9 protein-coding genes and 1 tRNA gene are annotated in these 13278 nt (G+C 70.8%); 3 read left to right on the top strand and 7 right to left on the bottom strand.

Translation table 11 applies throughout. The annotated features are described in order from the left end of the window. The first annotated feature begins 81 nt into the window (after positions 1-81). A complete protein-coding gene (gene mobF, locus I4I81_RS20825) occupies positions 82-4428 on the top strand; it encodes a MobF family relaxase (RefSeq protein WP_218601079.1) in 4347 nt (1448 codons plus the stop codon). A 21-nt stretch (positions 4429-4449) separates the two neighbouring features. On the opposite strand, the gene I4I81_RS20820 is transcribed toward mobF, so the two are convergent. The 5 genes from I4I81_RS20820 to I4I81_RS20800 form a co-directional block, all read right to left on the bottom strand. Next, entirely contained in the window at positions 4450-5049 is a 600-nt protein-coding gene (locus I4I81_RS20820; RefSeq protein ID WP_218601078.1) for a hypothetical protein, read from the bottom strand. Between the two features lie 296 nt (positions 5050-5345). Further along, a complete protein-coding gene (locus I4I81_RS20815; protein WP_218601077.1) occupies positions 5346-6740 on the bottom strand; it encodes a DUF6414 family protein in 1395 nt (464 codons plus the stop codon). Continuing rightward, complete coding sequence (locus I4I81_RS20810) at positions 6737-7837, bottom strand: ATP-binding protein (protein WP_218601076.1); 1101 nt, start codon at positions 7835-7837, stop codon at positions 6737-6739. The genes I4I81_RS20815 and I4I81_RS20810 overlap by 4 nt, the downstream gene beginning before the upstream one ends. 217 nt (positions 7838-8054) lie before the next feature. Next, a complete protein-coding gene (locus tag I4I81_RS20805) occupies positions 8055-9578 on the bottom strand; it encodes a site-specific integrase (RefSeq protein ID WP_218601075.1) in 1524 nt (507 codons plus the stop codon). Between the two features lie 79 nt (positions 9579-9657). Continuing rightward, positions 9658-9730, bottom strand: a tRNA-Arg gene (locus tag I4I81_RS20800). Positions 9731-9831: 101 nt separating this feature from the next. On the opposite strand from I4I81_RS20800, the gene I4I81_RS20795 reads away from it, so the two are divergent. Both I4I81_RS20795 and I4I81_RS20790 read left to right on the top strand, forming a co-directional pair. Further along, positions 9832-10377: a HEAT repeat domain-containing protein gene (locus I4I81_RS20795; RefSeq protein ID WP_218601074.1), complete on the top strand. Its 546-nt coding sequence runs from the start codon at positions 9832-9834 to the stop codon at positions 10375-10377. Next, a complete protein-coding gene (locus I4I81_RS20790; protein ID WP_218601073.1) occupies positions 10371-11363 on the top strand; it encodes a MerR family transcriptional regulator in 993 nt (330 codons plus the stop codon). The genes I4I81_RS20795 and I4I81_RS20790 overlap by 7 nt, the downstream gene beginning before the upstream one ends. Positions 11364-11426: 63 nt before the next feature. Here the strand turns inward: I4I81_RS20790 and I4I81_RS20785 are convergent, their stop codons facing one another. Together I4I81_RS20785 and I4I81_RS20780 are read right to left on the bottom strand one after the other, a co-directional pair. Then, positions 11427-12422 carry a serine hydrolase gene (locus I4I81_RS20785; protein ID WP_218601072.1) on the bottom strand — a complete coding sequence of 332 codons (996 nt, stop codon included), beginning with the start codon at positions 12420-12422 and terminating at the stop codon, positions 11427-11429. Next, entirely contained in the window at positions 12419-13255 is an 837-nt protein-coding gene (locus tag I4I81_RS20780; RefSeq protein WP_275967478.1) for a LysR family transcriptional regulator, read from the bottom strand. The genes I4I81_RS20785 and I4I81_RS20780 overlap by 4 nt, the downstream gene beginning before the upstream one ends. Between the last annotated feature and the right edge of the window lie 23 nt (positions 13256-13278).

Below are 13278 nucleotides of genomic sequence, written 5' to 3'. Positions count from 1 at the left end.
ACCGAGGCATCACGATCCCCTGGTGATCTTCGCTCGCCCTGGCGGGCTCGCTCGATAGCAAGATCAACAAGGAGTTCAGCCGTGCTCAGCATCGCCACCGGACACTCCGTCCGCTACCTCACCGACGCCGTCGCCAAGGGCCGCGAGAACTACTACACCGGCGCCGTCGCCGCGGGCGAACCACCGGGGCGTTGGTACGGCGCCGGCGCCGAGGCCCTCGGTCTCGACGGCCACGTCGACCCGCACCTGATGGAGGCGCTCTACTCGCACCTGCGGGACCCGCGCGACCCGCGCTCGCGCTCGCCGGAGACCTGGGACGAGGCCGACGCGCTCGCGCCGGGACACCGCAAGTACCGCAGCGCGGACGAGATCTACACCGGGCTGCTGGAGTCGCACCCGGACGCCGGCCCCGAGCAGCGCGCCGAGCTGCGCGCGCAGGCCGAACGCTCTTCCCGCCAGGCCGTCGCGTTCCTCGATCTCACGTTCTCCGCACCCAAGAGCGTCACCGTCCTCGCCGTCGCCTTCGAGCGCGCGGCCAACGACGCGCGCGCCGCCGGCGACGAGGAGGCCGCGCAGGCGTGGGAGGCGCACGCACAGGCAGTCGAGGAGGCCGTGATGGCCGGCGCCCGCGCCGTGATCGACTACCTGCAGGACGAGGCTGGCTACTCCCGCGTCGGGCACCACGGCGGCGGCGCCGGCCGCTGGGTGGACGCGCACGAGTTCGTCGTCGCGCAGTTCCTGCAGCACGACTCCCGCGACAAGGACCCGCAGCTGCACGTCCATCAGGCCGTGCTCAACCGCGTCCCGTGTGCGGACGGCACGTGGCGCACGCTCGACTCCCGCGCCATCCACGCACTGCGCGGCGCGGCCGGTGCGATCGGCGAACGGGTCATGGAGGCTCACATGACGCGCTCGCTCGGCGTCGAGTTCGCCACCCGCCCCGACGGGCGGGCCCGCGAGGTGGTCGGCGTGTCGGGCGAGGTGATGGACCTGTTCTCGTCGCGCCGGCGCGCGGTCACCGGCCGGACGGCGGAGATGCTCGGCGAGTTCCGCCGGACCTACGGGCGCGAGCCGTCGTCGGCGGAGCGGTTCTACATCGCCCGTCAGGCCACGCTCGCGACCCGCGCGGCGAAGTCGCACGTGGGGGAGACGCGCGCCGAGCAGCTCGCCCGGTGGACCGAGCAGTGCGCGAACACGATCGGGACCGGCCTCGGGCAGGTCGCCCACGACGTGCGGGCCCGCGCCCAGCAGGCGAGTGAGGCGGCCGCGTGGTCGATGCGGGACGTCGTCGACCGCGCGCTCGCCGGGGTGTCGGAGACGAAGCAAGCGTGGACCCGGTCGGGGCTCCTGCGGGCCGTCTCCGACGCCCTACCGGGGAACCTACGCGTGCGGCCCGAGGACGTTCGCCCGCTGCTCGACGGGCTCACCGACGCCGCGCTCGACGGCGCGGTTCCCGTGACCCGCCCGGGCGACACGACGAACCTGCCGGCGTCAGAGCTGCTCGCCAACGGCCAGTCGCCCTACACCGCACCCGCCGTCGCCCTGTTCACCACCGAGGGCCAGGTCTCGGCAGAGCACGCGCTCCGCGCCGCGATGGTCCGGCGCGGCACGGCCCGGTTCACCACAGACGCCGCGGACTCCCTGGTCGCCCGGTTCGCCACGTCCGGGCGCCCGCTGGGCGTCGACCAGGCGGCCGCGCTGCGCGGAGTGCTGACATCTGGTGCGCAGGTCGAGGTCATGTCGGCCGCCCCCGGCACCGGCAAGTCCTTCGTCGTCGGCGCGCTGTCCGAGGCCTGGGCCGGCGTCGACGGGCGGCGCGTCTTCGGGCTCACGCCGTCGCAGGTGGCGGCCGGCGTGCTCGCCGAGGAGGGCGTCACAGCGGCGACGAACACCGCCGCATGGCTCGGCGCGCAAAACCGGCTCCGCACCGGCTCCGCGGCCGATGAGCGGTGGCAGCTGCGGCCCGACGATCTCGTGGTCGTCGACGAGGCGAACATGGCCGGAACCGACCAGCTCGCCGAGATCCAGGCCCGGTGCGCCGAGGCCGGCGCGAAGCTGCTGCTGGTGGGCGACCCGCGCCAACTCGGCGCCGTCGGGCCGGGCGGGGCGCTGGCCGACGTCGCCGAGCACGGCATCCGCTACGAGCTTGCCGACGTCCGCCGCTTCCACGCGCAGTGGGAGTGCGCCGCGTCGCTGCGGCTGCGCGACGGTGACACGGGTGTGCTCGCCGAGTACGCCAAGCACGGCCGGCTCCGCGAGGGCGGCACGCCCGAGCAGGCCGAGACCGCCGCGTCCCGGGCGTGGCTTGCCGACACCCTCGCCGGCCGCGAGTCGCTGCTGATGGTCCGCGACAACGCCGCCGCCGCGCGGATGTCGGCCGCGCTGCGCGCCGAGCTGGTCGCGCTCGGCCGCGTCGACGAGCAGGGCGTCGCGCTGGCCCGTGAGGGCTGGGAGGGCGTCGTGGCTGGAGTCGGGGATCTCGTGCAGGCCCGCCGCAACGGCTGGGAGCTGATCGGCGTCGACGGCAACACCCGCGCCCCGATCAACCGCGACACCTACCGCGTCACCGCGCTGCGCCCGGACGGCGGGCTCACCGTGGCGCCGGTGGTCGAGCGCCGCCCGGACGGGGAGGTGCTCGGCGACCCGCTCGCCCTGCCACCCACCTACGTGGCCGCCGACCTGACGCTCGGCTACGCCTCCACCGTCCACGCCGCCGAGGGCCGCACCGTCGATACCGCCCACTGCGTGCCCGCGGCAGGGACGGACCTTCCCGGGCTGCTGGTGCCGATGACCCGCGGGCGGGAGAACAACACCGCGTGGGTGGTCACCACCGCCACCGTGGCGGACGCCGACACCGGGCAGACGTTCGAGGTCGAGCCGCGCAGCGCCGCCGCCGTGCTGGCCGACGTGCTCGACGGCTACGAGCGCGAGCGGTCGGCGCTGGCCGAGCGCGAGCAGGACGAGATCGCGGCGCGCTCGACGATGACGCACGTCGATCAGCTCGCCGACGTCATCGGCCGCACCGTCACCGCCGGCCGGACCGCCGCCACGCTCGACCGGCTCACCGCCGAGGGTGCGATCACCGCCGATCAGCGCACCGCGCTCGCCGCCGACGAGGCGTTCGGCTCGCTGGAGCGGCTGCTGCGCACCGCCGAACTCGCCGGCCACGACCCCGACGCCGTGCTGTCCGGCGTGCTCGCCGACCGGGACCTGACAGGCGCCCGCTCGCCCGCCCAGGTGCTGCACAGCCGCATCACCGCCGCCTACGCCGGCCGTCTCACCCCGCACCTGACGACGATGAGCGACCTCATCCCGTCCCGGGTGCCGGAGGAGTGGGCCGCATGGATGAGCGACCGGGCCGAGGCCGCCGACACCCGTCGCCACGAACTCGGCGCCGAGGTCGCCGAGCAGCCGCCGCGGTGGGCCCTCGACGCTCTCGGTTCGGTCCCGGCCGACGACGACGTGCTCGCCCGCCAGGAGTGGGAGCACCGCGCCGGCTGGGCCGCGGCCTACCGCGAACTCGCCGGCTACACCGACGACCGCGACCCGCTCGGCTTCGCGCCGGCCCCCGGACTCGCGGAGAAGGCGGCGGTCTACCGGGCCGCGCACGAGGCGCTCGGTCTGCTCGACGCCGGCGCCGAGGAGGCCGACCTGACCGACGGCCAGCTCCGCGCCCGCTACGTCGCGTACCAGCGGGAGGAGCAGTGGGCGCCGCGCGATGTCGCCGACGAACTCGACGCCCTCCACCAGGCCCTCGCCCAGGCCCGTACTGACGCCGAGGTGTGGGCCGCCCACGCCGACGCACCGGGCGTCGACGAGACCGACGGTGCCCGGCTCCGGGCCGATGCCGCCGCGGCCGCCCGCGAGGCGGAGCAGCTCGCCGCCCGCGCCGCCGTGCTCGAGGACGCCGACGAGGCCCGCGGCCGGTGGTACGTGCACACAGCCGTCACGCGGGACGAGGCCCACCGGTCCGGCGCCGAACTCCGCGCCCGCGGCATCGACCCCGACGAGCCGGACGACCGCGTGACGGGGGACGAGTGGCTCGCCGCGCACCTCGCGGAGCAGACCGACGCCGACTGCGACCGCGCGATCCACGACGAGCACGAGCTGCACGACCCGGCCGCCGAGCGACTCGACGAGCCGGTCGACGCGGCCGAGACCGCCGTGCCCGACGTCCGTGAGATCAGTGCCGCGCACCCGAGCGAGCGGACCGACCCGGCTGAGCGTCGGCGTATCCCGACGGTCGACGAGACCGCCGAGACTGTCGAGCGCGCGCAGGCAGCCCTCGCCGAAATCGCGGCCCGACAGCAGGCCGAGGCTGCACGCGCAGCGCGGGCCGCCGAGGACGAGCAGGTGATCGAGCTGGGCCGGCAAGCCGAACCGGTTGTCGAGATGGACAACGGTGCGGAGCTGGTCCGCGATCGCTGACGCCGGCGCGTGGGTCGGCGCCTACGCGGTGGCGTCGACCCGCGCCCGCACGTGCTCCCAGTAGCGCCGAGCGTCGGCCCGAGCCTGGTCCCGGGCCGCCTGCTCGGCTGCCCGCCAGGCCGCGTCCCGCTCGGTGGGCCGCCGCCTGTACAGGTGCGGCCGCTCGCGCCGGTTGCCTGCGGCCCGGTGCCAGGCGGTGTAAACCGGGAAGTCCTCCCGCACGCCGAGCAACCACGCGAGCGTGCGCCAGACACCGTAGGCGAAATCCGTGTCGTTGACGGCAGCAGGCGCCGGCTCGACGCCGAGCCGGCGCCAGTCCTCCGCTGTCGGCGCCGGCGCCCCGGCCGCCACGGACAGGGCCACCCACGACTCCGCCCGCACCAGCTCCCACGACGCGCCCGGAGTCCACGAGCCGTCCGCGTGACTCGTGCCCGGCACCGCGCGATGGGTCAGCGGCGACACCTCGCCGATCGTGAGCCAAACGAGCGCCGCGGCCACGCCGGCATCGCGAGCGGTCACCGCGCGGGGCCCGAGCCCGATCAGGCGCACGCTCACCCGCTCGCACTCCCGCACCGCGTCGTAATCCGGGACCACCCACGACGGCAGAACCAGCGTGGACACGACCTGAGTATGCGACCGGCCCCCGACGATTTGAAGCACGAACTACCCGGGCTCCGCCCGGACCCGGCCCTCACTCCGGCGGAGCCGGCCAGGGACGAACGTTGCGGTGGGAGGTGGTGGGGAGGCTCCGCCGTCGCTCGGTCGCCCGGAGGGATGCCACACCGCCGGTGGGCGCCGCAAGCGAAGAACGTGCTTGCCCCGCCCACCGCCGGCGCGGCCTTGCTGCGCACGCCCGACCGACGGCGGAGCCGGTATCCGTGGAAGCTCGGTCATGCTGTGCGGAACAGCGCGCGTTCTCACCAGTAGAGCGCTACAATTTCGGTTTCTAGAATTCTTTGGTCAGACTCCGGGCCGGCAGGTGTAGTCCCGCTCGGCGCTCCTAGAAGCGCAGCTTCCAGAGTGAGGCCAGCGTCGCGAAGCACGCGGCCGCGAATCTGAATAGCATCCGCGGGGTCGACGTCTTGGCCAGCACGCCCTTTTACGTAGTCTGCTATCTCCCTATAAGCAGCGAGGCGCCCTGGATATGTCGATAGTGCATCTGCAGTGCGTGTCGCAATTGCGTCTATCTGCTGCTCGTCGGCAGCGGTCACGGCCACCGCTGATCGCTGCAGGAGTTCTCGCCCGTACGCATTGAGCGCCCGCAATCTGCATTCGCGGGTACGGACGTCAATTTGGTTTGGGTCGCCAATCTGACTTGCACTCATTACTTGAAGCACTTGCGGTCCGATATTCTCGATGGCGGCCGCCATGTCAGGTATCGTGGAGCGCATCAGATCGACGAGCTTCACAGATGTCCAGCGATCCCGGATTGCAGGATTCTCGATTCTGCATAGCGCGGTGTATTCGACTTGTGAGAACAGGATTCTCCGGACGTCTTTCCAGTATAGTCCCAGCTCGGTGATGCCGGCTACGTAGAACGGTCGAATCAAGAGGCCGTGGCCGGGACTGAGTTGCGATAGTATTCTCTCGTGGACCAGAAGTTCACGCCCGTCGATCGTCACAGCCCGGTACTCGGTGGCGCGGCACAGCAGGGGCACCAGCCCGACCATCAGTCGTTCCAGAATTCGATTCAAGGCGACGATCTGAGCCATCTGCGGGCTATTCGAACCGGGAATTAGCCCACCGCCGTCATCAACGATGTCTGCTATCGCGCCGATATTGCTGCTTACGAGATATGCGGGGTCCGCTTCCAGGCTGAGCTTCATTTCAACGAGATCGCCGCGTTCGAGCTTCCGGGGATCGATGACCCAGCCGGAGAAGCTTGTCGAACCTGCGTCGCGCGCCAAGTCTGTCGTTGACGAGATCGTGGGTGCAGTTGCCGACGCCCCGACCACTGCTATACGGAATGACTCACGCTGGAACTCGTACAATTCGCGAAATGTCGATTGAATCGTCGCTTTCCTAAGTACTTGGGTCTCACTGCTCGTTGACTTTGCGCGTTTGCTGCCGCCTTTAGCCTTGATCGGCTTCAAGTCCAATTCAACGTCTGCGCTCGACTCAGCGCTCACCGTGGCAAGTGCAGTTTCGGTGATTTCACTCGCTATCGGCCCTAGTCGCGAGGAGATCAACGAGAAGACGCTGATCTCATCAAGATACACAAACTCGCGAAGGGGATGCTGGCGAAGCTGGGCAGTCCACCAGCGTCGGATCAGCCGGTACCGGTTGCGCAAGTAGCGGAATGCTCGCCTCATGCCGGGGACTCTCCCGTAGTACGTGTTCTGTTTCGTACGGCCTTTTGAGCTGCGGCCCGTCGGTAGCCTTCTTGATAGTCTTCTTGGGCAATAGCGCTACGCGCATCCGCGGCTGCGACGTAGGAAGCTTCGGACCATATGGACGCTAAGTCCGCCGGAGACCACCCCTCGGTCTCCGCAGCGATCTCAAAGTGATCAATATCGTCCATCATGCGAACGTCACGGCTTGAGCTGACGAGGATCAGCCTTCGTTCTAGTACATCTGGTAAGCGGAACTCGATCTCCCAGTCAAATCGGCCGGGGCGCCTGAGGGCCGAATCAATGCTGTCCACCCGGTTAGTCGTGCCTATCACCACCACGCCGCGACTTTGCTGAAATCCATCCATGAGTGTCAACAGTTGAGTTACTAGTCGCGACGAACCTTCGTGCATTCCGTCCTGCCGCTGCCCGCCAATGGTGTCAATCTCGTCAATGACGATGATCGCTCGCTTATCCGCGGCCGCAGTGTCGAAGATTCGCCGGAGAACGCGCTCGCTTTGGCCCCACCACTTGCTGGCGATCTGGCCCCCGTTGATTACGTACAACGGAACCTGGGCTTGGCAGGCAATGATGCGTGCTAGCAGCGTCTTCCCTGTTCCTGGAGGGCCACTAAAGATCACGCCCTGAATTGGTTTGGCGTTGATGGTGGCTAGCTCGGTGGCGCGTTCAAGAGGGAGCTCTACGAGTTGTCGGGCGCGCTCGACAATCTCTGCCGATCCGCCGAAATCCGCGAACTTGAGTGGTGGGTTAGGAGGGTCAACCGCATAAGTCGAAATATCGACCGAATCTTCGCCGAGCGGATCTACAGAGGCTATGGGCTCCTTGGTGAGAACCGCCGTTATTCCAAATCTCTCCGAAAACGTGACTGAATGATCCACAGAGTATTCGAAGGTTTCATTGGTGGGAATTGCTATCTGACGGCCACCAACCTCAACAACCGTGAGCTCTTCGTTCAGGAAGCGGACGTTTCCCACCAGTTGCTGATCCATGCGCAGGCTCTCGGGCGCTTTCCTCCATACTTCCTCGCCGTTGCTGGCGTCGGGGTCGATGAGTACCATCGTCCCCTCTTCTAGGCTGAGGGGCGTGGATGACCTGAGGGTTGCCCAGACTGAGTTTCGCAGGATCTCAAGTTGTGCGGTTAGGCCATCGCTGGATACGTGAGCGACCCTGCAGAGTTCCAAGTCGCTACTTAATTGTTCTGGCATATTTCTACTTGAGTCCTGCCTTGGCGATTGCCGCCTGCTAGTTCTTTAGTGCGCCGTTCGAGCAACTTCTCTAGTCGACACATGACCGGTGGCTTCGATCTGTCAGCACTATCGATCGCTGACCTCTCTTCGTTACAATCAAGCCGTCGTCTCGTAGGCTCGAGATGGCGCGGTGAGCTGTTCCAGCTGAGACGTTGTACTGGTTCATGAGTGCGGAAATTGTAGGCAGCGGTTCGCCGGTAGCGATTGCTCCACACCTGATTGCCGCTCGGAGGTCCGAGGCGATTACGCTGTACGGTCCTGAAACTTTTGAGTTGACTTCTTGTCTGTCGAACTCGCGGTTACTGAGCTGGATGGGTGGCGGAGGCATTCGGACGCTCGACGATTTCATGGCACGTTGGTCAGCCTCGGCAACCCATGCCGTATATGCCCGAAGTGTGGTCGACCCTCCGCCGCCGTGACCAAGGCGGCCCGCCACGGTTCGCGCATCTACGCCGGCTGCGATTAGCTCTGTCGCTGAGTAGTGGCGTAGCTGGTGCAGGTTCATGTCGTAGCCAAGCCGACGGCACATCCGCGCGTAGCGGTTCGAGACAGACGATGGCCGCAGCCACGTGCTGTGGTCGACCGATGCCGAGAAGAGTCGCCCGCCGAGCGCAAGCGTTGTTCCGACGGCAGTCGCGTTCTCCCCGCACCGCTCTCGGTAGGAACCCAGCAGGGCCACCGTGTCATTGTCGAGAGCGATTCTGCGCTGCTGGTGGGTCTTGGTGTCCTTTTCCCAGGTTCGGGTGCCCTGTTGGGCGATGCTGGAGCGGATCGTCAGGACGGCGCGGTCCAGGTCGAGCAGGCCCCAGCGCATCGCACACAGCTCGCCGCGGCGGGCGCCGGTTGTCATGGCGAGCCAGAGCAGGCAGCCCCACATCACGTCCGGAAACGCGGCGTTGAGAATTGCGGCTGCCTGGTCGGCCGTCGGCGGGCTGGGATCAGAGCGGCCGCCGCGGGGCGGCTCGGCCTGGTCGAGAGGGTTAACCGTGATCCAGCGCCAGCGGACGGCGCGGGCGAGGGCTCCGCTGAGGCAGAAATGCACCTTGCGGATCGTCGACGTCGCCAGCGGCCGGCAGACGTGCAGCCGGCACTTCTCCAAGCAGTCGTGCGGGCCATCGACGGCGTGCTCGACGAACGGCCGGCCGTCGCAGTGCGCCCGGCACCGGCGGAGGATCGCCTGGTGGTTGTCGAGCGTCTCGCCGTCGAGCTTCGCGAGGGGGATGTGCCCGAGGAGCGGGCGGATGTGCACCCGGATCGTCTGCTCGTAGCGGTCGAGGGTGGTCTCCTCGACGTCGAGCAGCTCCAGGTAGCGGTCCATGAGCTGGTTGACCGTCGCCTTCGTGCGCGGGTTGCGGCGCTCGTCGACCTGGTGCACGAGCCGGCGCCGGACTTTCTCGGCCTCCGCAGCGGCCTTCGGCCCGGCGGGCACGGTCTCGACGAGGTAGTTGCGCTTGCCGCTCAGCGCGTCGAGGCCGGCGTAGACGCGGACCCGCAGCGAGCCGCTGGGCAGCTTCTCGATCTCGCCCCGCTGACGCTTCGAGGACCCCGGCATGGAGCGACGGTAGCAGGCTCGCTCCACGTATAGCTCCACGTTGAGCGGCCTGACCAGCAGCGTAAGGCCCTGATCTGCGTGCCCCCGGCAGGATTCGAACCTGCGGCACCCGCTTTAGGAGAGCGGTGCTCTATCCCCTGAGCTACGAGGGCGCCCGCGCAGAGTACCCGGGCCGCGTCGGTGTCCCCGCCGCACCACCGGCTTGACCTTCACACCGTGACAGGGTCTGTGATCGGGGGTGGAGGTGGTCGGGATGGTCGACGGACGTGCGTCGGGACGGTTGCAGGCGGCGCTCCGGGCGGGGACGAGCCCTGCGCCCGGGCAGATCGACGGGCTGGTCGCGCGGTGCGCGGTCGAGTCCGACTTCTTCGTCCGCGACATGCTGACCTGGGCGCTCACCCGGCACGACCCCGCTCTCGTGGTGCCGCGGCTGGTGGCCGCGCTCCGGTCGGACCTCCCGCAGGCGCGGAGCCAGGCCCTGCACACCCTGTCGAAGATCGGCGACGTCGGTGCGTGGCCGGCGATCACCGTCGAGCTCCTGACCGATGACGACGACGAGGTCGCCCGCACGGCGTGGCGCACCGCGGTCGGCCTCGTGCCCGACGGTGGCGGGCCCGGTCTCGCCGAGATCCTGTCCACGCAGTTCGGGCGCGGGGGTCGGGAGGTGCGGCGGAGCCTGAGCCGCGCGTTCGTCGAGCTCGGGGAGGTGGCCCTGCCCGTCGTCCGGCGGGCGATGACCAGCCGGGACCCGGAAGTTCGTGCGCACGCGGCAGCGACCGAGCGGATGCTGGGATGCTGATCGGGGAGGTCGCCGCGCGGTCCGGGATCAGTGCCCGGATGCTCCGCCACTACGACTCGATCGGGCTGGTGTCGCCGACCGGGCGCACGCTGGGCGGGTACCGGCAGTACTCCGACGAGGACGTCCGTCGCCTGTTCCACGTGGAGGGTCTGCGCTCGTTGGGGCTGAGCCTGCAGGACGTCGCGGACGTGCTCGGGGACCTCTCGTTCAGCCCGGCCGCGATGGTCGAGGAGCTCGTCGTCCGCACGCGTGACCGGATCGCCCGTGAGGAGGAGCTGCTCCGCCGGCTCGGCCGGGTGCAGGCGAGCGATCCGGCCGCGTGGTCCGACGTGCTGCGGACCGTCGAGCTGGTGCGAGGGCTCGACGTCGGTGACCCCTCGGCCCGTCAGCGGTTCGCCCTGTCGCTCACCGGCGATGCCGCGAGCCTCGCCGAGGCGGCGTTGAACGAGCCGGACCCCCACGTCGCCGGGGCGCTCGACTGGGCCCTCGCCCGGACCGGCGACGGCGCGGTCCCGGCACTGGCGGCCGCCCTGGACTCGGTCGACGCGGGTCGGCGGCACCGTGCGCTGGCGGCCCTGGTGAAGATCGGTTCGCCGCAGGCCCTCGCCGTGCTGGGCGAGGCGTCCGGGCATTCCGACCCGCTGGTGAGGGGGCGGATCGCGCTCGCCCGCGGCGCGCGCGGCGAGGCGGACACCGTCCCCGTGCTCGTCACCCTCGTCGTCGAGGGTCGTGACGACGTGGACGCAGCGGACGTCCTCACCGCGCTCGCCTCCCATCACGGCCGGGCGGACGCGATCGCCGCCGCGATCGCCGCCGAGCTCCCGGGCGCCACCGGCCCGGCCCGCCGCCGGCTGGCCGGCGCGCTCGCGGAGATCCCCGGACGGCGGGCGCGGGCGACGCTGACCGGCCTCCTGGACGATCCCGACGCCGGGGTGGCGCACACGGCGACGTTCCTGCTCCGGCGACGTGCGGCCGGACCCGACTGACCGGCGCGCCCGCGGATCGCAGGGCGACGAGGTGAGCGCGTCGCGCCCCGGGCGGTCGGCCGGCTACTCCACGCGGCCGGACCGCAGCTCGGTCACCGCGATGCGGGCCGCCTCGCCGATCACGGCGTCGGCGCGGGGGAGGATCGGGTCGGCGCGTGCGGCTCGCGTGAACACCGCGACGGCGACGGGGTGCTCGCCGTCGAACGTCACCACGCCGACCTCGTTGCGCACGGCGCCGATCGTCCCGGTCTTGCCCGCCACCCGGGCGCCGCGGGGGAAGCCGGACCGGAGGCGGTGGGTCCAGATCTGGGCGCCGAGGAGGTCGCGGGCGAAGCGGCACCCGTCCGGCGAGGCTGCGGTGTCGTCCCAGACCATCGTGAGCAGGCGGGTCGTGTCACGGGCGGTGCTGGCACTGGTGAGGGCGGGGTCGTAGGCGGCGACGTCGCCGGTGCCGTCGTCGCGGGCCAGCGCGGCGAACGCCTCCGCGACGTCACGGGAGCCGGTCTGCTCGCGCAGTTCGTGCTGCACGTCGTCGGTGCCGCTGAGCACGCGCGTGTCGTGCAGGCCGAACGCGTCCAGCATCGCGTTCACCCGGTCGAGCCCGACGCGGGCGAGCACGACGTCGGCCGCGGTGTTGTCCGAGTGCGTGATGGTGAGGGTCATCAGGTCGCGCCAGGTCGTGGTCACCGCGTCGCGCAGCGCGGACAGGCCGGTGGGGCCGGGTGTGCGGCGGGTGGCCGGGACGGTGACGGGCTCGGTCGGGTCCAGACCCCCGTCGTCGACGAGGCGGGCGAACGCGACCAGCAATGGCAGCTTGTAGACCGACGCCATGACGACCGGCTCGTCGGCGTCGACCGCGACCTCCCGGGGGCGGTTCCGGTGCAGGCCGACGGCGTGCAGCCGGCCCTCGACGCCCGCGTCCGCGAACGCCTGTCGTACCCGTTCCGCCGGGCCGGCGACGGCCGGCCCGGCGGGGTGCGGCCGATCGGCCGGCCGGACGCCGGAGGCAGGGACGCCGTCGGGTGCAGCGACGTCGGCCGGGGGAGACCCGGCACTCACGACGCTGCCTCGAGCACCGCGATGATCGCGTCGAGGGTGCCGGGGGCGGGGTCGCGCCACACCGGCCGCACCCACAGCGGCAGTGCACCGACGTCGATGCGCCGCACCCCCGGCGCGGACAGGGCCGGGTCGGCGGTGAACGCCACCGCCTGTCCCGACGCCACGAGGGCCAGCGCGGTCCGGTCGTCGGCGGCCGGCACCGTCGGCGGGTCCCAGCCCCGCTCGACCAGCGTGTCGAGCAGCAGGTCGTGGGCGGCGGGAGCATGTGTGCGGGGCGGGACGGCGAGGGGGAGCCCGGCGAGTCCGCGCAGGGTGGTGCGGCCGGGACCGTGGTCCGAGGGGACGAGCGCGACGGTCGGCAACCCCGTCACCGCGCCCGCCGACAGCGACCCGAGCACCGCCGGGTGCCGGACGATCGCGACGTCGAGCTGCCCGGCGTCGAGTGCGTCGACGAGGTGGGTCGTGGGCGCGGTGACGAGAGCAGAACGGGGTCCGGCGGCCGCTGCGAGGGACGCGGCGAGCGCGGCACCGACCTGCGGTACGACGCCGAGGCGCAGCGCGGGCTGCGGGCGGGCGTGGTCGGCGGCCCGGGCGCGCAGCGCGGTCGCGTCGTCGAGCAGCCTGCGGGCGGCAGGCAGCAGGTCGGCACCCGCGCGCGTCAGCCGCACCACCCGCGCGTTGCGGGTCAGCAGGACCACGCCCAGCTCCACCTCCAGTCGCTTCACCCCCTGCGACAGCGGCGGCTGTGTCATGCCGAGGCGGGTCGCGGCCCGGCCGAAGTGCCCTTCCTCGGCGACGGTGACGAAGAGATTCAGGTGCCGGAGGAGGTCCACGGGCCGCATCCCACCAGAGTTGA

Origin of the sequence: Pseudonocardia abyssalis (assembly GCF_019263705.2) — a bacterium.
GTDB lineage: Bacteria > Actinomycetota > Actinomycetes > Mycobacteriales > Pseudonocardiaceae > Pseudonocardia > Pseudonocardia abyssalis.
The sequence above is the reverse complement of the archived record's forward strand: the minus strand, read 5'-3'. Positions and strand labels throughout refer to the sequence as shown.

Bases quoted from the DNA above. Each gene is read 5' to 3' on its own strand.
- I4I81_RS20795 (WP_218601074.1), top strand. From the start codon at position 9,832: ATGGTCGACGGACGTGCGTCGGGACGGTTGCAGGCGGCGCTCCGGGCG.
- I4I81_RS20815 (WP_218601077.1), bottom strand. From the start codon at position 6,740: ATGAGGCGAGCATTCCGCTACTTGCGCAACCGGTACCGGCTGATCCGA.
- I4I81_RS20810 (WP_218601076.1), bottom strand. From the start codon at position 7,837: ATGGTACTCATCGACCCCGACGCCAGCAACGGCGAGGAAGTATGGAGG.
- I4I81_RS20805 (WP_218601075.1), bottom strand. From the start codon at position 9,578: ATGCCGGGGTCCTCGAAGCGTCAGCGGGGCGAGATCGAGAAGCTGCCC.
- I4I81_RS20790 (WP_218601073.1), top strand. From the start codon at position 10,371: ATGCTGATCGGGGAGGTCGCCGCGCGGTCCGGGATCAGTGCCCGGATG.